Source organism: Prochlorococcus marinus CUG1417, assembly GCF_017695975.1.
GTDB lineage: Bacteria > Cyanobacteriota > Cyanobacteriia > PCC-6307 > Cyanobiaceae > Prochlorococcus_A > Prochlorococcus_A marinus_AG.
Genome location: NZ_JAAORN010000002.1, coordinates 414,199 through 434,919, shown reverse-complemented (window position 1 = coordinate 434,919; position 20,721 = coordinate 414,199). Strand labels below are relative to the sequence as shown.

General features: G+C 34.2%; 25 protein-coding genes and 1 tRNA gene. 22 read left to right on the top strand and 4 right to left on the bottom strand.

The annotated features are described in order from the left end of the window. From rplF to prfA, 16 genes are all read left to right on the top strand, one after another. Positions 1-540, top strand: a complete 540-nt coding sequence (gene rplF / locus HA140_RS08460) for a 50S ribosomal protein L6 (protein WP_209040669.1) — start codon at positions 1-3, stop codon at positions 538-540. Positions 541-554: 14 nt separating this feature from the next. Beyond that, positions 555-923, top strand: coding sequence for a 50S ribosomal protein L18 (gene rplR, locus HA140_RS08455; RefSeq protein WP_209040668.1), 369 nt, complete (start codon positions 555-557; stop codon positions 921-923). Positions 924-939: 16 nt separating this feature from the next. Next, entirely contained in the window at positions 940-1,560 is a 621-nt protein-coding gene (gene rpsE / locus HA140_RS08450; protein ID WP_209040667.1) for a 30S ribosomal protein S5, read from the top strand. 4 nt (positions 1,561-1,564) lie between these two features. Continuing rightward, positions 1,565-2,023: a 50S ribosomal protein L15 gene (gene rplO / locus HA140_RS08445; RefSeq protein ID WP_209040666.1), complete on the top strand. Its 459-nt coding sequence runs from the start codon at positions 1,565-1,567 to the stop codon at positions 2,021-2,023. A gap of 30 nt (positions 2,024-2,053) precedes the next feature. Beyond that, positions 2,054-3,373 carry a preprotein translocase subunit SecY gene (secY, locus tag HA140_RS08440; RefSeq protein ID WP_209040665.1) on the top strand — a complete coding sequence of 440 codons (1,320 nt, stop codon included), beginning with the start codon at positions 2,054-2,056 and terminating at the stop codon, positions 3,371-3,373. After that, the gene (locus HA140_RS08435) at positions 3,373-3,924 is read left to right on the top strand and encodes an adenylate kinase (protein WP_209040664.1); all 552 of its coding nucleotides are present in this window, start codon (positions 3,373-3,375) and stop codon (positions 3,922-3,924) included. The genes secY and HA140_RS08435 overlap by 1 nt, the downstream gene beginning before the upstream one ends. Positions 3,925-3,966: 42 nt before the next feature. Beyond that, positions 3,967-4,083 (top strand): 50S ribosomal protein L36, encoded by a 117-nt coding sequence (rpmJ, locus tag HA140_RS08430; protein ID WP_011377173.1) that lies wholly within the window; start codon positions 3,967-3,969, stop codon positions 4,081-4,083. Positions 4,084-4,124: 41 nt separating this feature from the next. Continuing rightward, the gene (rpsM, locus tag HA140_RS08425; RefSeq protein ID WP_209040663.1) at positions 4,125-4,490 is read left to right on the top strand and encodes a 30S ribosomal protein S13; all 366 of its coding nucleotides are present in this window, start codon (positions 4,125-4,127) and stop codon (positions 4,488-4,490) included. Between the two features lie 44 nt (positions 4,491-4,534). Next, a complete protein-coding gene (gene rpsK / locus HA140_RS08420) occupies positions 4,535-4,927 on the top strand; it encodes a 30S ribosomal protein S11 (RefSeq protein ID WP_209040662.1) in 393 nt (130 codons plus the stop codon). A 55-nt stretch (positions 4,928-4,982) separates the two neighbouring features. After that, on the top strand, positions 4,983-5,921 hold the full coding sequence (locus tag HA140_RS08415; RefSeq protein ID WP_209040661.1) for a DNA-directed RNA polymerase subunit alpha: 939 nt from the start codon (positions 4,983-4,985) through the stop codon (positions 5,919-5,921). 14 nt (positions 5,922-5,935) lie between these two features. Next, positions 5,936-6,286, top strand: a complete 351-nt coding sequence (gene rplQ / locus HA140_RS08410; RefSeq protein ID WP_079294324.1) for a 50S ribosomal protein L17 — start codon at positions 5,936-5,938, stop codon at positions 6,284-6,286. Between the two features lie 39 nt (positions 6,287-6,325). After that, positions 6,326-7,132, top strand: coding sequence for a tRNA pseudouridine(38-40) synthase TruA (truA, locus tag HA140_RS08405; RefSeq protein ID WP_209040660.1), 807 nt, complete (start codon positions 6,326-6,328; stop codon positions 7,130-7,132). 115 nt (positions 7,133-7,247) lie between these two features. Continuing rightward, on the top strand, positions 7,248-7,679 hold the full coding sequence (gene rplM, locus HA140_RS08400) for a 50S ribosomal protein L13 (protein ID WP_209040659.1): 432 nt from the start codon (positions 7,248-7,250) through the stop codon (positions 7,677-7,679). Positions 7,680-7,688: 9 nt separating this feature from the next. Further along, on the top strand, positions 7,689-8,099 hold the full coding sequence (gene rpsI / locus HA140_RS08395; protein ID WP_209040658.1) for a 30S ribosomal protein S9: 411 nt from the start codon (positions 7,689-7,691) through the stop codon (positions 8,097-8,099). A gap of 13 nt (positions 8,100-8,112) precedes the next feature. Further along, a complete protein-coding gene (gene rpmE / locus HA140_RS08390; RefSeq protein WP_209040657.1) occupies positions 8,113-8,373 on the top strand; it encodes a 50S ribosomal protein L31 in 261 nt (86 codons plus the stop codon). Between the two features lie 27 nt (positions 8,374-8,400). Then, entirely contained in the window at positions 8,401-9,495 is a 1,095-nt protein-coding gene (prfA, locus tag HA140_RS08385) for a peptide chain release factor 1 (RefSeq protein WP_032516059.1), read from the top strand. An 8-nt stretch (positions 9,496-9,503) separates the two neighbouring features. Here the strand turns inward: prfA and HA140_RS08380 are convergent, their stop codons facing one another. Next, positions 9,504-10,061, bottom strand: a complete 558-nt coding sequence (locus tag HA140_RS08380; RefSeq protein ID WP_209040656.1) for an HNH endonuclease — start codon at positions 10,059-10,061, stop codon at positions 9,504-9,506. Between the two features lie 17 nt (positions 10,062-10,078). On the opposite strand from HA140_RS08380, the gene alr reads away from it, so the two are divergent. Both alr and HA140_RS08370 read left to right on the top strand, forming a co-directional pair. Continuing rightward, positions 10,079-11,278, top strand: coding sequence for an alanine racemase (gene alr, locus HA140_RS08375; RefSeq protein ID WP_209040655.1), 1,200 nt, complete (start codon positions 10,079-10,081; stop codon positions 11,276-11,278). Positions 11,279-11,339: 61 nt separating this feature from the next. Then, positions 11,340-11,428, top strand: a tRNA-Ser gene (locus HA140_RS08370). 35 nt (positions 11,429-11,463) lie between these two features. Here the strand turns inward: HA140_RS08370 and HA140_RS08365 are convergent. Together HA140_RS08365 and cobJ are read right to left on the bottom strand one after the other, a co-directional pair. Further along, complete coding sequence (locus HA140_RS08365; protein WP_209040654.1) at positions 11,464-12,252, bottom strand: TIGR01548 family HAD-type hydrolase; 789 nt, start codon at positions 12,250-12,252, stop codon at positions 11,464-11,466. Positions 12,253-12,342: 90 nt separating this feature from the next. Continuing rightward, the gene (cobJ, locus tag HA140_RS08360; protein ID WP_209040653.1) at positions 12,343-14,151 is read right to left on the bottom strand and encodes a precorrin-3B C(17)-methyltransferase; all 1,809 of its coding nucleotides are present in this window, start codon (positions 14,149-14,151) and stop codon (positions 12,343-12,345) included. Positions 14,152-14,485: 334 nt separating this feature from the next. Between cobJ and psaA the strand changes: the two genes are divergently transcribed. The 3 genes from psaA (at position 14,486) to HA140_RS08345 (ending at position 20,112) form a co-directional block, all read left to right on the top strand. Beyond that, positions 14,486-16,789 carry a photosystem I core protein PsaA gene (psaA, locus tag HA140_RS08355; protein ID WP_209040652.1) on the top strand — a complete coding sequence of 768 codons (2,304 nt, stop codon included), beginning with the start codon at positions 14,486-14,488 and terminating at the stop codon, positions 16,787-16,789. Positions 16,790-16,816: 27 nt separating this feature from the next. Continuing rightward, a complete protein-coding gene (psaB, locus tag HA140_RS08350; protein WP_032516051.1) occupies positions 16,817-19,045 on the top strand; it encodes a photosystem I core protein PsaB in 2,229 nt (742 codons plus the stop codon). A gap of 104 nt (positions 19,046-19,149) precedes the next feature. After that, entirely contained in the window at positions 19,150-20,112 is a 963-nt protein-coding gene (locus tag HA140_RS08345; RefSeq protein WP_209040651.1) for a glycosyltransferase family 2 protein, read from the top strand. Between the two features lie 2 nt (positions 20,113-20,114). Here the strand turns inward: HA140_RS08345 and HA140_RS09390 are convergent, their stop codons facing one another. Beyond that, on the bottom strand, positions 20,115-20,279 hold the full coding sequence (locus tag HA140_RS09390; RefSeq protein WP_245156247.1) for a hypothetical protein: 165 nt from the start codon (positions 20,277-20,279) through the stop codon (positions 20,115-20,117). 308 nt (positions 20,280-20,587) lie between these two features. On the opposite strand from HA140_RS09390, the gene HA140_RS08335 reads away from it, so the two are divergent. After that, positions 20,588-20,701, top strand: coding sequence for a photosystem I reaction center subunit VIII (locus HA140_RS08335; protein WP_011863629.1), 114 nt, complete (start codon positions 20,588-20,590; stop codon positions 20,699-20,701). The last annotated feature ends 20 nt before the right edge of the window (positions 20,702-20,721 follow it).

The following is a 20,721-nucleotide window of genomic DNA, read 5'->3' as shown; positions in this document are numbered from 1 at the left end:
ATGTCAAGAATTGGAAAAACACCAGTACTAATACCAGATAAAGTATCTGTTGATTTTGATGGATTAACAGTTACAGTTAAAGGCCCTAAGGGTGAGTTAAAACGTAAGATGCCAGAAGGAGTTAGTTTTGATAAAAAAGATAATACTGTTGTCGTAAGTCCTACCACTACCAAAATATTCTCAAGGCAAAGACATGGTTTATGTAGAGCTTTAATTGCAAATATGGTTGAAGGGGTTAGTCAAGGTTTTTCAAAAAAACTTGAAATTGTAGGAGTTGGATCGAGAGCACAAGTAAAAGGTAAAAATCTAGTTGTTAGTGCAGGATATAGTCATCCTATAGAAATGATCCCCCCTGATGGTATAACATACAAGGTTGAGAGTAATACAAACGTTACTGTATCTGGAATTGATAAGGAAATTGTTGGTAATGAAGCAGCAAAAATCAGATCAATTAGACCTCCAGAACCATATAAAGGTAAAGGGATTAAATATCATGATGAGAGAATTCTCAGAAAAGCTGGTAAATCTGGCAAAAAATAATTCCAATTAAAAAAATGACCAAACTTTCCAGGAAATCACAAACCAAAAAAAGACATAGAAGATTAAGGAGATTCTTAATTGGAGATGCAACTCGTCCAAGATTGTCTGTTTTTCGCTCTAATAATCATATTTATGCTCAGGTTATAGATGATAGCGCTCAAACAACTATTTGCTCAGCTTCAACTGTTGATAAAGAACTAAGAGAAAAATCTGAGAAGTTACCCTCTGATTGTAATTCTTCTTCCATTGTTGGAAAATTATTAGCAAAGAGAGCGATAAAAAAAGGTATTAAGCAAGTGATTTTTGACCGTGGAGGTAATTTATATCACGGTAGAGTAAAGGCGCTTGCAGATGCTGCTCGTGAAGCTGGCCTAGAATTCTAACTCTTAATTTTTTACTATGACTGACACTCCAACAAAACAAGAAATTCAATCCAATAACGATAATGTTCCTGGAGCTACTCCCGTAGAACAAAAAAAGAATAATCGGAATGATCGAAAAAGAAATAGAAGAGGTGATTCAAAAAATCTAGAGAGAGATTCTGATTGGCAAGAAAGGGTTGTTCAGATTCGACGCGTCTCTAAAACTGTTAAGGGTGGAAAAAAAATGAGTTTTAGAGCAATTGTTGTTGTTGGTAATGAGAAAGGTCAAGTTGGAGTTGGAGTTGGTAAAGCAGGAGATGTCATTGGTGCGGTAAGAAAGGGTGTTTCAGACGGTAAAAAGAATCTTGTAAGGGTTCCCTTAACTCCAAATAATTCAATACCGACTTTATCTAAAGGTCGAGATGGTGCTGCTAATGTACTAATTAGACCAGCTGCACCAGGTACCGGTGTAATTGCTGGTGGTTCAATAAGAACTGTTTTAGAATTAGCAGGTATAAAAAATGTCTTAGCAAAAAGATTGGGTAGTAAAACACCATTGAATAATGCAAGAGCTGCTATGGTGGCTCTCTCTCAGTTAAGAACACACAAATCTGCCTCAAGGGAAAGAGGCATCTCACTTGAACAGCTCTATTCTTAAAACTATGACTTCAACATTAAATACACTTAAATCAAACTCTGGCTCGAGAAAGAAAAAGTTAAGAAAGGGTAGAGGTATTGCAGCCGGCCAGGGTGCTTCATGTGGTTTTGGAATGAGAGGACAAAAGTCACGTTCAGGAAGACCCACACGTCCAGGTTTTGAAGGAGGCCAAATGCCTCTATATAGAAGAGTTCCAAAATTAAAGCACTTTGAAATAATTAATCAAAAGAACTTTTCCATAATTAATTTAGAAAAATTAAATGATTTCAAAGATAACGATATTGTTAACCTAGATTCACTAGTTAAGAAAGGATTGATCTTCAAGCCTAAATTCCCTTTAAAAATACTTGGTAACGGAAAACTCAATGTGAAGTTAAAAGTTCAAGCTCATGCATTTACAAAAGTTGCAAAACAAAAAATTGAGGATGCAGGTGGATCCTGCGAGCTTATAAATAATAAATAAATTTACTAAAAATTTAGGTAAGCTTCAAAAATGTTTGTCAACAAAAGTAGAAATCCCAGCGCTTCTGAAATACTTTCCCAATTATTTTTAAATAAAGAATTAAGAAGTAGAGTTTTAACCACTTTAGGTCTACTTCTTTTAGTCAGACTAGGTATTTATATCCCTATGCCTGGTATTGATAGGGTTGCTTTTAAAAGTTTTATAGACCAAGGTGGCCAATTAATAGGTTTTTTAGATATTTTTACTGGCGGCGGAATTTCAACTCTAGGAATATTTGCATTGGGTATACTCCCTTTTATCAACGCATCAATTATTATTCAGCTTCTTACAGCTTCTTTGCCTGTTCTAGAAGATTTACAAAAAAATGAGGGTGAAGCAGGGAGAAGGAAAATTGCTCAAATCACTAGATATGTTTCTTTAGGATGGGGTTTTTTGCAGAGTATTATTTTTTCTTTAATCCTTAGACAATATGCAATCCAAGGCATAAGTGAAACTACATTTGTCTTGCAAACCTCAATAGCCTTAGTAACTGGCTCAATGTTAGTAATGTGGTTTAGTGAAATTATTACAGAGAAAGGTATAGGACAAGGAGCTTCATTGGTAATATTTTTGAATATTGTTTCGACTTTGCCAAAGGCTTTAAGTTCAACTATTGAAAAAGCTCAAACTGGAGATAGAGGAGATGTTTTGGGTATAGCAGTTTTACTTGGAGTCTTTTTACTAACAATTGTTGGGATAATTTTTGTCCAAGAGGGAGCGAGAAGAATTCCTATTGTTAGTGCAAAAAGACAAATAGGTAATTCAACATTACTTCCAACAAGGCAAAGTTATTTACCTTTAAAGTTAAATGCTGGAGGAGTTATGCCGATTATTTTCGCATCTGCCTTAATTTTTTTACCCATAACTATTGCAAATGTAACTGGTAATCCAGTTTTAATAAAATTAGCTAGTAGTTTAAATCCTGGATCTTCAAATCCATGGCCATATGCTCTTACATTTTTTGCCTTAATTTTGGGATTCTCCTTTTTTTATGCATCTCTTACAATTAATCCAATTGACGTAGCATCAAATTTAAAGAAGGGAGGAGTAGCAATCCCTGGGGTTAGACCTGGAACTAAAACTGCAAACTACTTATCAGGCATTCAAAATAGGTTGACATTATTAGGAGGATTATTTCTTGGATCAGTAGCTATTATTCCAGCTGCAGTTGAAAGAGCGACGAATGTCCAGACTTTTCAAGGTTTAGGGGCAACTTCGTTACTTATTCTTGTTGGTGTTGCTATTGACACTGCCAAGCAAATCCAAACTTATGTTATTTCTCAAAGGTATGAGGGACTGATTAACAATTAATGAAAAAACATTTACTATTTTTGGGCGCACCAGGCGCTGGCAAAGGGACTCAGGCTGAATTACTAAGTAAAACTTATTCTTATTTGCACCTTTCTACAGGTGAATTATTAAGAAAAGAAATCGAAATGAATACTAGTCTAGGTAGTGAGGTAAAAGATGTTATTAACCGTGGAGAACTTGTAAGTGACGAACTTGTATTAAAAATTGTGAGGCAAAATTTAGATAAGGATAATAAAGGTTGGATTTTAGATGGCTATCCTAGAAATTTATCGCAAGCAAATTCATTGAATGAGGTATTGCTTGAAATCAATCAACCTTTAGAAATGGTTTTTTACTTGGATATTCCCGAGGAAGTTCTAATTAAGCGATTACTTTTAAGAGGAAGAAGAGATGATACTGAAGAGACGATTAGAACAAGAGTTAAAATTTATAAAAAGACTACAGAACCATTGATAAAATATTTTAAAGATCTTTCATTGCTAGAATATATTGATGCAGATAGAGATTTAAAAATCATTTCCTCTGATATCAAACAAAAAATGGCTATATGATGATGTAGAATATAAAATTAATGTTTTATTTTAAAACCACCTATGAAGGTCAGATCTTCAGTCAAAAAAATTAGTCCTGACGATCAGATCGTGAGGAGAAGAGGTAAAATCTATGTTATTAACAAGAAAAGACCTCGCAATAAACAGCGTCAGGGTTAAATTCAAAGCCCTTTAATTCAAACTTTACTTACTCAAAACACGTGGCCAGGATTGCAGGAATTGACATACCTCGCGAAAAGCGAGTTGAAATTGCACTTACATACGTCTATGGAATTGGTTTAACTAGATCAAAGCTAATTCTTGCTAGCACAGGTGTAAACCCAGATATTCGGGTCAAAGATCTTTCAGACTCTGATGTGCAAAAACTTAGAGGTGCTACGGAGGAATTCACTTTAGAAGGTGATTTGCGAAGAAAAGAGGGAATGGCTTTAAAACGTTTACAAGATATTGGTTGCGTGAGAGGCAGAAGACATCGAATGAGTCTTCCTGTAAGGGGCCAAAGAACTAGAACTAATGCAAGAACAAGAAGGGGTTCAAGAAAAACAGTTGCTGGAAGGAAAAAATAATTAATTAAATCTATCAACTAATTCCAGTATTAAATTAAATCATCATGGCAGCTACAGCAAAAAAAACAGGTTCTAAGAAATCTAAACGAAATGTACCTAATGGTGTTGTACATATTCAAAGCACATTTAATAATACTATTGTTTCGATTACTGATACTTCTGGGCAAGTAATTTCCTGGTCTTCTGCAGGAGCAAGCGGTTTTAAAGGCGCTCGAAAAGGTACTCCATTTGCTGCTCAAACAGCAGCTGAAGCGGCAGCTAGAAGAGCACTTGATCAAGGTATGAGACAAATAGAAGTATTAGTTAGAGGACCAGGATCAGGTAGGGAAACGGCCATAAGAGCTTTACAAGTGGCCGGTTTAGAAATAACTCTAATAAGAGATGTTACTCCATTACCTCATAATGGATGTAGAAGACCTAAACGGAGACGCGTTTAAGTCTTAACCATTCTCTAACCCCCCCCCACAAAAACTTTTAACCTTATTTTTTTCCGTGTTGCAATACCAGATTGAAAGAATCGACCATCAAATAGCAGATGATCGCTCCCAAACAGGAACTTTTTTAATTGGCCCTTTAGAAAGAGGGCAAGCTACAACTTTGGGTAATTCACTTAGAAGAGTCCTTATGGGCGGACTCGAAGGAAGTGCAGTTACTGCAGTTAGGATAGCAGGAATTAACCATGAATATGCAACTATTCCTGGAGTTAGAGAAGACGTATTAGATATTCTTCTCAATTGTAAGCAGCTTTCAATTAATAGTACTAACCCAGAGATTGAAATCGGCAGGTTGGTAGCAAGCGGACCAATGGAGGTAAAGGCAAATGATATACAATTCTCATCTCAAGTAGAAATTGTTGATGGAGAAAAGCCAATCGCAACTATTCAGGAAGGTCATAACTTAGAATTAGAAATCCATGTTGAAAGAGGTGTGGGCTATAGACCCGTTGATCGTAAGAATGAAGAGACAACTGCTATTGATTTACTTCAAATAGATGCAGTATTTATGCCAGTGAAAAGAGTCAATTTTACAATTGATGAAACGGCTGTAGCCGAGGGTGGAATAGGCAGAGAAAGATTAAAAATGGAAGTAGTAACTGATGGCTCAACAAGTCCTGATGATGCAATTGCTGAAGCTGCAAATCAGCTAATAGAACTCTTTCAACCTCTTGCCACTGTTACCATGGTTGAAGAGATCCCAGAAGAACCTGAACCATCTCCTGAAGCTCAAATTCCTCTCGAGGAACTAAACTTGTCCGTTAGAGCATATAATTGTTTGAAACGGGCGCAAGTTAACTCAGTTTCGGATTTAATGGGCTTCAGCTATGAAGATCTTCTTGAAATTAAGAACTTTGGCTCTAAATCTGCAGATGAGGTTATTGAAGCTCTTGAGCGCATAGGCATTTCTATTCCACAAAGCAGAACATCTGTTTAACATTTTTTAAGATTATGAGACACCAACTTAGAATTCCATTATTAAGTAAACCTGCTGATCAGAGGAAAGCACTTCTAAGAGGTTTAACTACACAATTAATTAGAGAAGGTAGAGTAACGACAACAAAAGCTAGGGCAAAAGCTTTAAGAAATGAAGCTGAAAGAATGATTTCACTCGCCAAAGAGGGAAGTTTGGCTTCTAGGAGAAGAGCTATTGGATATATTTATGATAAAAAATTAGTTCATTCATTATTTGAAAAAGCAAAGGAAAGATATGGAGAAAGAAATGGTGGTTATACACGCATTGTCAGAACTGTATCTAGAAAAGGCGATAATGCTCAGATGGCTATAATCGAGCTTGTTTAGGTTAGTCAATTATAGGGGCTTTTACTTAAAAAATAACTTTTGAAAAGGGTAGCTTTACTAGTTCAATATGATGGATCTCATTATTCAGGTTGGCAAAAACAAAAAAATGCAAAAACCGTCCAAGAAATTTTAGACAGAGCTCTCTTAAAGATTACAAATAATACAGTAAAGACTTTTGCAGCAGGGAGGACTGATGCTGGGGTTCATGCATCAGGACAAGTAGTACACTTTGATGTTGATTGTGTTATTCCAGGAAATAGTTATTCTGATGTCTTAAATAGTCTTTTACCCTCATCAATTAGGATCTTGGAATCAGTTGAGGTAAAAGACAGTTGGCATGCATGCTATTCAGCGATGTATAGACATTATCGATATGTCATTAATAACAGTAAATTTCCAAACTTGTTTATCAATAATTGGTCATGGCATAGATATCAAAAAGTATTAGATGAAGTTTTAATGTTAAATGCATCCAGGAAAATGATAGGAGAACATGATTTTTTTGCTTTTCATAAAAGTGGTAGTAATAGAATAAACTCAATCACAAAAATTAAAAATATAGATATTAAAAGAGTAGAAGATTTGATTTTTGTTGATATTAAAGCTACTGGTTTTCTATATGGCATGGTCCGGTTAATTATAGGTCAACTAGTATTAGTTGGAGAAAACAAAATATCGCCAGAAATTTTTACAGATAGATGGGTAAACAAAAAGAAAAATGATGTTAAAGAATCTGCTCCAGCTAAGGGGTTATGTTTTGTAAATGCTGTTTATGAAGAAAATGTTTTTAAAAAGACTAATAACAATGATTTTTTCCCTGTATTTTTAATTAAGGGTTTTTCTTAAGTAAGGTTTAATTAAGCGAATTTTTTGTGTAAATCATTCAAAACTGTTGTTTAATATTCCTTCAATAAGGTAGAATTTAAGACTAATTTAAATTTTATTTGCAGAAATTTGGTAAATGAATAAAACAAGTACGCCATCTTTAGAAACAATTGAAAGAAATTGGTTTTTAGTTGACGCAAAAGATAAGACGCTTGGTAGACTTGCTACAGAAATTGCAACTGTATTGAGAGGTAAGAATAAACCAACATTTACACCTCATCTAGATACTGGAGATTTTGTTATTGTAGTAAATGCCGAGAAAGTTGAGGTAACAGGTAAAAAAGCATCACAAAAATTGTATAGGAGACATTCTGGAAGACCAGGAGGAATGAAAATTGAAAAATTTGAGTCTTTACAAGAAAGAATTCCTGAAAGAATTATTGAGCAAGCTGTTAAGGGCATGCTCCCTCATAACTCTTTAGGAAGACAGCAATTTAAAAAACTTAAAGTTTATAAAGGTGCTGATCATCCTCATGCTGCACAGAATCCTGTATTATTAAATAGTTAATTTATCAAAATGAATAGTCAAATAAAAAACAAAGCTGTGTATTGGGGAACTGGAAGAAGAAAAACTTCAGTTGCTAGAGTTCGCTTGATTCCAGGAAATGGACTAATAAAAATTAATGGTCGTGCTGGAGATGATTACTTAAACTTTAATCCTCTTCATTTAAATTCAATAAAAGCACCTTTGCAAACACTAGGCCTTGAAAATTCTTATGATATTTTGGTAAATGTTTTTGGTGGTGGATTGACAGGTCAAGCAGATGCTATAAAGCAAGGTACAGCTCGAGCACTTTGTGAATTATCTCCTGACAATAGGAAACCGCTAAAAACGGAAGGCCATCTCAGTAGAGATCCTAGAGCTAAGGAAAGAAGAAAATATGGTCTTAAAAAAGCAAGAAAAGCTCCTCAATTCTCTAAACGTTAAAGGAATTTAAATTATGCCAAAATCAGAAATACACCCAAAATGGTATCCAGATGCAAAAGTTATTTGTAATGGAGAAGTTGTGATGACTACTGGTTCCACGCAGCCTGAACTACATGTTGATGTCTGGAGTGGTAATCATCCTTTCTTCACTGGAACTCAAAAGATTCTTGATACAGAAGGTAGGGTTGATAGGTTTATGAAAAAATATGGAATGGGTACAGCTAATTCAGCCACAACAAAAGATCAAAAAGAAAAAAAAGATTCTAAAAAATAGAATTTTCAAAATTAAGCATAATTTCAATTGGAATACTCAACATTAATTGCAAGGTTGAAAACTGCTTCAGAAAGTTTTGAAAATTTGGAAGTGCAACTTGCAGATCCTGATATAGCTAATGATCCCAAAAAATTAGAATCAATAGCAAGAGAAAGATCAAAATTGGAACCTTTGGTGATTGATTTTAATAAGTTGCTTGATACAGATAAAGAAATAGAAGATTCAAAAAATCTACTAAAAGAGAATAGAAATGATAAAGAAATGGAATCTTTGATAAATGAGGAGTTAATAACTCTCGAGGAATCTAAGAGTGAACTGATTCAAAAAACCACAATCGCCTTATTGCCAAAAGACCCAAGAGATGAAAGAAGTGTAATGTTAGAAATCAGAGCCGGTGCTGGAGGTAACGAGGCCTGTATCTGGGCGGGTGATTTAGCAAGAATGTATGAAAGATATGGACAAAAAATTGGATGGTCTGTAAAACCTGTTAGTGCTTCTGAGTCAGATATGGGAGGATTTAAGGAGTTAGTTATCTCCGTTAAGGGAGATTCTGTATATAGTCAACTTAAATTTGAGGCTGGTGTACATAGAGTCCAAAGAGTTCCAGCTACTGAATCTCAAGGTAGAGTTCACACCTCTACTGCTACAGTTGCCGTTATGCCTGAGGCTGATCCTGTTGAAGTTAAAATTGATCCAACAGATCTAGAGGTTGGAACAGCAAGATCAGGAGGTGCAGGGGGACAAAATGTTAATAAGGTAGAGACAGCTATTGATCTTCTCCACAAGCCTACAGGAATAAGAGTTTTTTGTACTCAAGAAAGATCACAATTGCAAAATCGCGAACGAGCAATGGAAATTTTAAGAGCTAAATTGTATGAAATTCAATTAAAAGAAGCCAATGCAAAAGAGAGATCACAAAGGCTTTCCCAGGTTGGAACAGGCGATAGAAGTGAAAAAATCAGAACTTATAATTTTAAAGATAACAGAACAACTGATCATAGATTAGGTTCCAATTTTTCTCTTGAGCCAATTCTTGCTGGTCAATTAGAAGAAGTGATTAATGCATGCATAGCGCAAGAACAAAAAAGAATGATGGAAGATTTTAATAAAGAAGTAAATTAAGATTTTTTTTAGATTTCAACCCCTACTACGTATTTACTCCATTCTTTATGCTTGCCAGAGTCAATTTGTCTTGTAGCTTCAAAATTTAGATTACTTAATGGACGATAAGGCTTGCGTTTTAAGGGCATATTCGCCTCTTCTGGGGTTCGATTACCTTTTTGTACATTACATCTGAGACATGCTGTAGTAACATTTTCCCAATTATCTGTTCCACCTCTGCTTCTCGGTAAAACATGATCTATTGATAGGTCATTACCCCTATAATTACAGTATTGGCAAGAATTATTATCTCTGAGAAGAATATTTTTTCTTGTTAAAGAAACCTCTCTAAAAGGAACTTTGACGTAGTAACGAAGTCTTATAACTGTCGGCAACTTTTTCCCGCTATGAATTGAATATGTTATATCTTCCTCTAAGCTTTCTGCTTTACCTTTAATCATCAAAATTACTGCTCTTCGCCAGGAAGTGATGTTTAAAGGTTCATAAGATGCATTTAAAACTAGAGTCTGGCCCATGCCAAAATACAATTTACATGTCATGCTAACTGTATATTTCAATAAGCGCATAAATTTGTGCAAAGTTAATGCAAAATAGGCAAACAAATCAGGTTTTTAATTTTGAAAAATTTCCAAATTTTGAAAAAGATATAGATCTAAAACAAAGAGCATGGATTGAAGTTAAAGGTAAAGCAATAGAAAAAAACGTTAGACAGTTAAGATCAAAATTAAGTAAAAATTGTCAGTTTATGGCAGTCGTTAAAGCTGATGGATATGGACATGATGCAAAAGTAGTATCTGAATATGCTATCAAAGGGGGAGCTTCGCAATTAGGCGTTGCAACTTTAAAAGAAGGCATTAAGCTACGTTCTTTTGGAGTTAAAAAACCAATTCTTATTCTCGGAAATCTATATACAAAAAGAGATTTAATAATATCCTTTAAAAATGATCTTATGCCAACTATAAGTAGTATAAGAGAGTGTTTAGTTTGCAATAATATCGGGAAGCACTTTGGGTTGAAATTTTCATTACATCTTAAGGTTGATACTGGAATGTCAAGATTAGGATTTGAATCTAATAAATTTGTTCAGCAATTTGAAAAAATAAAATCTTTTGAGAATATTTCAATAGAAGGAATTTATAGTCATTTATCGTCTGCAGATGAAGATAAAGCATTAGATTCTCAAAGCATTACACAATTACAAAGACTGAAGTTTAATAAATTATTAAAGCAAATTAATCTGGATAGCAGTAATCAAATTAAAATTCATTTGGCTAATTCAGCGGGAATGCTTCTTAGCAAAGATTTTCATTTGCACATGGTGCGAGTTGGACTTTCTATGTACGGATACAGTCCTCTAGCAAAAATAGATAAAAATTTATTACTTAAACCAGCTTTATCTTTGAAGGTCAAAGTAGCTTTTATAAGAACTATTGATAAAGGTGTAAGTGTAAGTTATGGAGGCAAATTTGTGAGTCATAGAAAAACTAAGTTAGCTGTATTAAGTATTGGTTATGCGGATGGTGTACCAAGAAATCTTTCAGGCAAGATTAACGTTATCCACAATAATAAATTTTATCCTCAAGTTGGATCTATAACTATGGACCAAATGATGGTAGACATAACAGATTCTAATGAAATTAAAGTTGGTAGTACCATGTTATTACTAGGATCTGATGGGGATAAAACAATTTCTCCTCTTGAATGGGCAAGAGAATCTAATACTATCCCTTGGGAAATTCTTTGTTCTTTTAAAAATAGATTACCGAAAGTTCAAGTAGATTAGACATTTCGATTAAATAAAAAATTTTGAATGTTTGCAGAAAAATTGATAATGTATAGGAACTGGAGAGGTGGCTGAGTGGTTGAAAGCGGCTCCCTGCTAAGGAGTTACAGGAGGTAACTTTTGTCGAGGGTTCGAATCCCTCCCTCTCCGTGATTTATTTAGAAAATTTTTAATTAGTATTTGTTTTAAAACAAGTCAAGATTAATATCTTTAAGGTCATAAATAGAATTTAAAATCATGTCAGCGCCTGCATTTCTAAGATTTGTTTCGTAATAATTACGTTCTTTTAATCGAAAATTTAAATGTAAATGAGGTGGAGCTATACCGATACTTATGAATTTCTGAGATGGGATTTCCTTTCTAGCGTTTATAACTGTATTTATATCTGCAATAGTATCTCCTACATATGCAATGGGAATATTTGATTTGCCAAGTTTATCTCCAATAAGCTTTTTTGATAAGTTAATAAAACCCTTAGGATCAGGCTTTTCAGGGGCATCTCCCATAGATATTAATGGTGGTGATTTTAGTCCAAGTCTTTTTTCTAAAACAAATTTTGCAGAAGCAGACTCTGCACCACTAACAAAACCCCAGATTATTCCATTACCTTGAATTAAATCAAAAAACTTTTTATCAACTAATAACTCCTCATTTGTAATGTAACCAGACCAATATTTACTATCTTTATTTGGATCTCCACCAAAGTAAAACTTTTCAAAACATTTTACTATTTCCTCTCTTTGAGGAATTTTAATGTTTAAGTTCTTCTTTTTTATATATCTTTTTATAAGTTCTAAACTTAAATCCCAGTCATTATTCCAGATCCCTTCATTTTTTGCATTATCAATATCTATATAACTTGGCTCCCATCCGGAAAATTTGTAAACTGTTTTTTTTAATGAAAGTCTGTAACTATTTTCCACGCTGCGGATTACCCCATCTATATCAAACAAAATTAAACCAATATTTTTCAATGAATTGTCTTACATTCTTATTATAAAAGATTAGTATTTTTATAAAGAAAAAGCAAAGAAAAACATTCTATTTATAAAATCATGGATTATCTAAACTTCATTTTGTAAATATCCTCTGGGAGTGAGAAATATTTCGTCAACTAAAGTTGTTTGAGAATTTCCAATAATAATTATTGATAGCATATCAATTTCTTTAAAAGGAATGGTGTTTAAAGTAAAAAATTTTTTAGTTTGATTTTCTCTACCTACTTGTCTAGCTATTAAAACTGGAGTATCACCATCCCTAGATTGTAAACATTTATCTATTACACTTTTTAGCTGCCAATTTCTTTCAATAGATTGAGGATTAAATAAAGCTATTACAAAGTCACCAACAAGAGCTCCTTCAATTCTTTTTTCTATTAAAGACCATGGAGTTAATTTATCGCTTAAGCTTACTGAACAAAAGTCATTCATTAGTGGTGCTCCACTAATCGCAGCCGCTAATTGAACACTACTTATACCTGGATGTACTTCAAAGTAAGGTCTATATTTTTTTTTAATTTTTTGAAGTAATTCTAAAAGTAAACCTGCCATGCCATAAAATCCAGATTCCCCTGAAGAAATTAAAGCCACTTTTATTCCTTCCTCAGCTAGTTTAATTGCTTTACTGCATCTATCTTCTTCTTCAGTAAGTTTACTTTCAATTAAAACTTGGTCACTTCTTTTTAAGGACTTAATTAAATCTAAATACATTTTGTATCCGATCCAAACAGTACATCTTGAAAGTGCTTTTTTTGCATTACTGGTTAGGAAGGAGATATCACCAGGACCACTTCCAATAATATGTATTTCGCCATGGGTTGGATTATATTGATTTTTTGATTCTGCTACAGCGATAGTTACTGCCCCAGATTGATTTTTAAAAATTCTTTTTTCTTCTAATAATTTTGATTCTTCTCCTGCTGCGAGTAAACAAGAGGCTTCCGCTACAGAAGGGGTGCCAATTTCCTTTTCTACAACACTTGAAGGATTTGGAACAATTATTTTTGAAAGATCTTCTTTACTAAAAAACTTTAAAGGCAAGTTTTTTTCTTCAGCAAGTTCTAAAATTCCTTTCTCATCTTTTTTTATATCAACCGTTGCAAGTCCCGCAATTGCATACTTCGATAAATTTCTCGATTCCAATAAATTATTTAAAGAATTTGCTATTAATTCTTTGCTTGTATTTCTTTCACATCCAATGCCAATCCATAATACTGGCGGATGCCAAGTTGTTTCATGATTTTCGAATATACTCACATGAAATGTTGAATCTGGTTTTTCAATTTCTTTTTCATTGATTTGATTAACAATCTCCCCTGATTCTGAATTTTTCCACAAACTATTACCAGATAATTGTTTGCAAAATATTTCTTCGTTCTTAGCTTGTTTAATTACTAGTTTTGACCAATCCTTTATGTCGCCTGATCTTTCCCAACCCCATTGATTCCCAAATGCATCAAGATTTAAGAAGCTTTGATCATTGGAATTATTAGTTTCTATTATTTCGCCACCAAGTAAATTGGCAATTTGAAATGCAATATATTGCGTATTTGACTGATGTAAGCCAATTAAAGGAACTATCTTGGAACATTTGTTATCTATAACTATTACTCCTGGATCTTGATCTTTAGAGGTTAAAAATGAATTTATTATGCGTATTGATGCAGCAATTGAGCCTATAAAAATTATTAGATCTATCTCAGGCCATTTTTTTAGTAAGATTTCCTTAGGTTTTTGTACTGGAATAAGTTCATTTTCCTTTTCATCTTCTTTTGAAGAACTTGCAATATAGATGTCTTTGACAAACTCGGTTTTTTTAAGCCTTTTTAAAATTTCTTTTGAATTATTAGATAGACCTATCGCAATGCCTTTCAAATTAGAAACTATTGATAGTAACTTTGAAATTATATCCTGTCGCTTGATTCAAAAAAATTTCTTTGAAATATAAAAAAAAATTTAAGAAATTTATATAAAATTTGGGTAAAAATACCCATAATTTAGTCATAGACTAGAATTTAACAAAATATTCATATAGTAACAATCATTAGAACATTTGTTACGTTAATGCATAACGAAAGAATCTTTGCCTTATTATTTTTGAAACGAATATCTAAAGTACCGAAGGATTCGTTTTCTTGAACATTATCATTAAATATAGGTTCAAGATCCGATCAATCGGCTTTAATGTCAATTATTTTCGAGGTGCTAGATGACCATCAGCCCACCAGAAAGTGGAGAAAAAAACAAAAAAGTTTTGGAGGATCCTGTCAAGGCCGATCCAAGACCTATTGATTTTGCCAAATTAGATAAGCCAGGTTTCTGGTCAAGTAAATTATCTAAAGGTCCAAAAACTACAACTTGGATCTGGAATTTGCATGCAGATGCACATGATTTCGATGTGCATACAGGCGATGCTGAAGAAGCGACAAGAAAAATCTTTTCAGCTCATTTTGGACATCTTGCAGTCATCTTTATATGGATGAGTGCTGCATTTTTCCATGGAGCAAGATTTTCTAATTATTCAGGTTGGTTAGCTGACCCAACTCATGTCAAACCTGGAGCTCAGCAAGTATGGGCAATCGTTGGTCAAGAAATGCTTAATGCTGATCTTGGAGCTAACTACAACGGTATTCAAATTAGTTCAGGAATATTCCACATGTGGCGAGCATGGGGAATCACTAATGAGAGTGAACTGATGGCTTTAGCAATAGGTGCTGTAGTAATGGCTGCACTTATGCTTCATGCTGGAATTTTTCATTATCACAAAGCAGCTCCTAAAATGGAGTGGTTCCAAAATATTGAGTCTATGCTTAACCACCATATAGCTGGTTTAGTAGGTCTAGGATCTTTAGCATGGGCAGGTCATTGTATTCATATAGGAGCTCCTACTGCAGCTCTCTTAGATGCAATTGATGCAGGCTCTCCTTTAGTTATTAATGGCAAAGAAATAGCAACTATTGCAGATATTCCTATGCCACATCAACTCTGCGATCCACAAATTATTAGTCAGATATTTCCTGGATTAGCAAGTGGTACAGGCAATTTCTTCAGTTTAAATTGGTTAGCTTTCTCAGACTTCCTTACTTTTAAAGGCGGACTTAATCCTGTTACAGGAAGCTTATGGATGACTGATGTTTCACATCATCATTTAGCTTTTGGTGTAATAGCAATAATCGGTGGTCATATGTATAGAACCAATTACGGTATTGGTCATAGTATGAAAGAAATATTAGATTCACAACAAGGAGACCCAATATTATTCCCTGCTCCTAAAGGTCATCAAGGTCTTTTTGAGTTTATGGCAGAAAGTAGACATGCTCAGCTATCAGTAAACCTAGCGATGCTTGGATCAATAAGTATTCTTGTATCTCATCACATGTATGCGATGCCACCATATCCTTATATAGCTACTGACTATATGACAGTACTTGGATTATTTACCCATCACATGTGGATAGGTGGATTATTCATAGTAGGAGCAGGTGCGCATGCGGGAATTGCAATGGTTAGAGATTACGATCCAGCAAAACATATTGATAATGTATTAGACAGAATTCTTAAGGCAAGAGATGCTTTAATCAGTCACTTGAACTGGGTATGTATGTGGCTAGGATTCCATAGTTTTGGACTCTATATTCATAACGATACTATGAGAGCTTTAGGTAGACCTCAAGATATGTTTAGTGATTCTGCAATCCAACTTCAGCCAATCTTTGCTCAATGGGTGCAGAGTATTCAAGCATCTGCTGTTGGCACTTCTCTTCTAGCAGGTACTGCTGAAGCTTTACCTCACAAAGCTTTAAGTGAAGTTTTTAATGGAAGTTTAGTAGAAGTTGGTGGAAAGGTTGCTATAGCGCCAATCCCTTTAGGTACAGCTGATTTAATGATTCATCATATTCATGCTTTCCAAATCCATGTAACTGTTTTGATACTTCTTAAAGGAGTACTTTATGCAAGAAGTTCAAGGTTGATCCCTGATAAAGCTTCTTTAGGATTTAGATTCCCTTGTGATGGTCCTGGAAGAGGTGGTACATGTCAAGTTTCTTCATGGGATCACGTTTTCTTGGCTCTCTTCTGGATGTATAACTGTTTATCAATAGTTATTTTCCACTTCTCTTGGAAAATGCAGAGTGATGTCTGGGGACTCACTGGTGGTAATTTCGCACAAAGTTCAATTACTATCAATGGTTGGCTAAGAGATTTCCTCTGGGCTCAAGCTTCTCAAGTACTAACAAGCTATGGTCAATCAATAAGTATGTACGGTTTGATGTTCTTAGGAGCTCACTTTATATGGGCGTTCAGTTTAATGTTCCTCTTCAGCGGAAGAGGATATTGGCAAGAATTGTTCGAATCAATTGTTTGGGCTCACAATAAATTAAAGGTTGCACCAACTATTCAACCACGAGCTCTTTCTATTACACAGGGACGTGCAGTCGGTGTTACACACTTTCTTGTAGGTGGTATTGCTACCACATGGGCCTTCTTCCACGCTCGCCTTTTCGGTCTGGGCTAATAACCTGAACTTCACCTTTTTAATTCAATGGCAACAAAATTTCCATCATTTAACCAGGGTCTAGCTCAGGACCCCACAACCCGAAGAATATGGTACGGAATAGCTACCGCTCATGACTTTGAAAGTCATGATGGTATGACCGAAGAAAAACTTTATCAGAAGTTGTTCTCTACTCATTTCGGGCATCTAGCAATAATCGCTCTCTGGGTGGCTGGTAACTTATTTCATATTGCTTGGCAGGGTAACTTTGAGCAATTTGTACTTGACCCAACTCATGTCCGACCTATCGCTCATGCTATTTGGGATCCTCATTTTGGATCTGGTATCACAGAAGCGATGACACAAGCTGGAGCAAGCGGTCCAGTAAACATCGCTTATTCAGGTCTCTATCATTGGTGGTACACAATTGGAATGAGAACTAATGAGCAACTCTTTCAAGCTTCAATATTCATGAGTATTTTGGCTTGTTGGACTCTATTTGCAGGTTGGCTACACTTACAGCCAAAATTCCGACCTTCCCTAGCATGGTTTAAAAATGCAGAGTCAAGATTAAATCATCATTTGGCTGTCTTATTCGGTTTTAGCAGTATCGCTTGGACAGGTCATTTGGTTCATGTTGCTATACCTGAATCAAGAGGACAGCATGTAGGTTGGGATAACTGGTTAACAGTGCTTCCACACCCTGCAGGATTAGCTCCTTTCTTTACTTTAAATTGGGGAGCTTATGCGCAAAATCCTGATTCTCTAGATCAAGTATTTGGAACAGCTGAAGGAGCTGGAACAGCAATCTTTACTTTCTTAGGTGGTCTTCATCCTCAAAGTGAAGCTTTATGGCTTACAGATATTGCGCACCACCACATTGCGATTGGAACAGTTTTTGTAATTGCTGGTCATATGTATAGAAATACTTTTGGTATTGGTCATAGCCTCAAAGAAATTACAGAAGCTCATAATACAAGACATCCTAATGACCCTCATAAAGGGAGTTTCGGAATTAACCATGACGGAATATACGAAACTGTAAATAATTCATTACATTTCCAACTTGGACTAGCATTAGCATCACTTGGTGTAGCTACTTCTCTTGTAGCGCAACATATGGGTGCTCTTCCCTCTTACGCTTTTATTGCGAGGGATTACACTACACAATCTGCTTTATATAGTCATCATCAGTACATAGCAATGTTCTTGATGGTTGGTGCATTCGCACATGGAGCTATTTTCTTTGTAAGAGATTACGATCCAGAATTAAATAAAGATAATGTATTAGCAAGAGTTCTTGGAACAAAGGAAGCTTTGATTAGTCACCTTAGTTGGGTAACAATGTTGCTTGGATTCCATACTCTTGGAATTTATGTTCATAACGATGTTGTTGTAGCTTTTGGTAATCCTGAAAAGCAAATTCTAATTGAGCCAGTATTTGCTCAATTTGTTCAAGCTGCTCAAGGTAAAATGATGTACGGCTTTAACGCTCTATTATCTGATCCTACAAGCTCAGCAAGTCTCGCTGCTAATTCATTACCAGGTAATCATTACTGGATGGATCTTATTAATAGACAAGATGCATTAAGTGCTTTTTTACCTATTGGTCCTGCAGATTTCTTAGTTCACCATGCTATCGCTTTAGGTCTTCATACAACCGCTTTAATCCTTATCAAAGGTGCACTTGATGCTAGAGGAACAAAATTAATTCCTGACAAGAAAGATTTAGGTTATGCATTCCCTTGTGATGGACCTGGACGTGGAGGTACTTGTGATAGTTCTTCTTGGGACGCTATGTACTTAGCTATGTTCTGGGCATTAAATTTAATCGCATGGGTAACTTTCTACTGGCATTGGAAACACCTAGCGATATGGCAAGGTAATGTAGCACAATTTAATGAATCTGGAACTTATCTTATGGGTTGGTTCAGAGATTATCTATGGTTAAACTCTGCTCAGCTTATTAATGGATATAACCCATTTGGAGTTAACTCTTTATCTCCTTGGGCTTGGATGTTCCTATTCGGTCACTTAGTTTGGGCTACTGGTTTCATGTTCCTAATATCATGGCGAGGTTACTGGCAAGAATTAATCGAAACTTTAGTTTGGGCACATCAGCGTACTCCAATTGCTAACCTTGTTGGTTGGAGAGATAAGCCAGTTGCTCTCTCAATTGTTCAAGCCAGATTAGTTGGATTAGCACATTTCACGATCGGAAACATTCTTACATTTGGTGCATTTGTTATTGCATCAACTTCAGGTAAATTTGGCTAAATTTTCCATTAAATAATTTGAATCACCACTTTTGTGGTGATTTTTTTTGTTTAATTTTAATGTTCTAAATTAAGTTAAAATTAAATAATTAATATCAACTATAAATGTCAGATATAAAACAATTAATTTCTATTGTCATACCTGTTTTTAATGAAAGTGAGAGTATTGGTTTGTTATTGGATGAAGTTATAAATGTAATGTCATTTCATAAATTAAATTTTGAATTGATTGTTGTAAACGATGGTTCCAAAGATAATACTCATCAAGTATTAAAACAACAAACTTCCAAAATTAAAGAATTGTCAGTAATTAACCTTCGTAAAAATTACGGGCAAACTGCAGCAATGTCAGCTGGCTTTGATAATTCTAAAGGAGATATCATCATTACTTTGGACGGAGATTTACAGAATGATCCAAACGATATTCCTACATTAATTACAGAAATTAATAATGGCTATGATTTGATTTGTGGATGGAGGTTTGATAGAAAAGATAAATTAATAAATAGAAAAATACCATCAAAAATAGCGAATAAATTAATAGCTCAAGTAACAGGTTTGAAGTTGCATGATTATGGATGCTCATTAAAAGCTTTCAAGAGAGAAATAATAGATGACATCAAGCTGTATGGAGAACTTCACAGGTTTCTGCCCGTTTTAGCGAATATTGAAGGTGCAAGAATTAAAGAAATTAAAGTCAATCATAGAAGCAGGCAATATGGATCTAGTAAATATGGAATAGATAGAACTTTTAGAGTTTTAATGGATTTACTAACTGTTTGGTTTATGACTAAATTTTTAACAAGACCAATGTATGGATTTGGCTTTGTTGGAATTATAAGTATTTTGATTAGCCTAGCAATGAGTTCTTATTTGATAGTTTTAAAAATAATGGGTGAGGATATTGGAAATCGTCCCTTGCTAATGTTCTCATTAATATTAGGAATTGCTGGGGTTCAATTATTCAGCTTTGGATTATTAAGCGAACTTTTAATTAGGACATATCATGAAAGTCAAAATCGTCCAATTTACAGAATTAGGTCAATAATTAGTATTAATCAAAATTGAATTTACTTGAATTTTCTTATTAATAAAGCTGACATTTCGACGACTTCAGGAGAAATATCCCTTAAGCCTTTTCTTAAAATTGGTAATGTTGATTTATCAGCTAATTCTTCAGCAATTTTTAATGCCTTTAATTTATTTTCTGTATTGCCCTTAAAAAGAATAGACATATTATTTCTTTGAGAATTTTTATAAAATACTGAATACTTTTTTGCTTCGTGATTGTAAAAAAAACTTTTTTTAGTAGATGAAAATTTATTATTTTTGTTTAATTTAATAGAATATATATTCCTTTTATTTATGAACTTTTTTAAGCTTCTTTTTTTAAAAAATAGAAGTAATATTCCTATAAAAATAATAAGTAAAATTGCGAAAAAATTTATCATGTAAAAAGTTAATAATTTTTATATCATCCAGTAATAAAATTAACACTATTTCCCTTATAAATACTAAAGTGTTTAAAGATGTTTAAAGAACTATGCCATCTGATTTACCAAGTCTTTTACCTTCAATTTTTGTTCCATTAATTGGTATAGCAATGCCTGCTGTTTTTATCGTATTGATTGGAAGATTAATTACAGCAACTGAATAAATTATCAAACACTAAACTAT

Excerpts from the sequence above, each read along its gene's own strand:
- rplF (WP_209040669.1), top strand. The coding sequence starts at position 1 with ATGTCAAGAATTGGAAAAACACCAGTACTAATACCAGATAAAGTATCT.
- rplR (WP_209040668.1), top strand. The coding sequence starts at position 555 with ATGACCAAACTTTCCAGGAAATCACAAACCAAAAAAAGACATAGAAGA.
- rpsE (WP_209040667.1), top strand. The coding sequence starts at position 940 with ATGACTGACACTCCAACAAAACAAGAAATTCAATCCAATAACGATAAT.
- rplO (WP_209040666.1), top strand. The coding sequence starts at position 1,565 with ATGACTTCAACATTAAATACACTTAAATCAAACTCTGGCTCGAGAAAG.
- secY (WP_209040665.1), top strand. The coding sequence starts at position 2,054 with ATGTTTGTCAACAAAAGTAGAAATCCCAGCGCTTCTGAAATACTTTCC.
- HA140_RS08435 (WP_209040664.1), top strand. The coding sequence starts at position 3,373 with ATGAAAAAACATTTACTATTTTTGGGCGCACCAGGCGCTGGCAAAGGG.
- rpmJ (WP_011377173.1), top strand. The coding sequence starts at position 3,967 with ATGAAGGTCAGATCTTCAGTCAAAAAAATTAGTCCTGACGATCAGATC.
- rpsK (WP_209040662.1), top strand. The coding sequence starts at position 4,535 with ATGGCAGCTACAGCAAAAAAAACAGGTTCTAAGAAATCTAAACGAAAT.
- rplQ (WP_079294324.1), top strand. The coding sequence starts at position 5,936 with ATGAGACACCAACTTAGAATTCCATTATTAAGTAAACCTGCTGATCAG.
- rplM (WP_209040659.1), top strand. The coding sequence starts at position 7,248 with ATGAATAAAACAAGTACGCCATCTTTAGAAACAATTGAAAGAAATTGG.
- rpsI (WP_209040658.1), top strand. The coding sequence starts at position 7,689 with ATGAATAGTCAAATAAAAAACAAAGCTGTGTATTGGGGAACTGGAAGA.
- rpmE (WP_209040657.1), top strand. The coding sequence starts at position 8,113 with ATGCCAAAATCAGAAATACACCCAAAATGGTATCCAGATGCAAAAGTT.
- HA140_RS08380 (WP_209040656.1), bottom strand. The coding sequence starts at position 10,061 with ATGCGCTTATTGAAATATACAGTTAGCATGACATGTAAATTGTATTTT.
- alr (WP_209040655.1), top strand. The coding sequence starts at position 10,079 with ATGCAAAATAGGCAAACAAATCAGGTTTTTAATTTTGAAAAATTTCCA.
- psaA (WP_209040652.1), top strand. The coding sequence starts at position 14,486 with ATGACCATCAGCCCACCAGAAAGTGGAGAAAAAAACAAAAAAGTTTTG.
- psaB (WP_032516051.1), top strand. The coding sequence starts at position 16,817 with ATGGCAACAAAATTTCCATCATTTAACCAGGGTCTAGCTCAGGACCCC.
- HA140_RS08345 (WP_209040651.1), top strand. The coding sequence starts at position 19,150 with ATGTCAGATATAAAACAATTAATTTCTATTGTCATACCTGTTTTTAAT.
- HA140_RS09390 (WP_245156247.1), bottom strand. The coding sequence starts at position 20,279 with ATGTCTATTCTTTTTAAGGGCAATACAGAAAATAAATTAAAGGCATTA.
- HA140_RS08335 (WP_011863629.1), top strand. The coding sequence starts at position 20,588 with ATGCCATCTGATTTACCAAGTCTTTTACCTTCAATTTTTGTTCCATTA.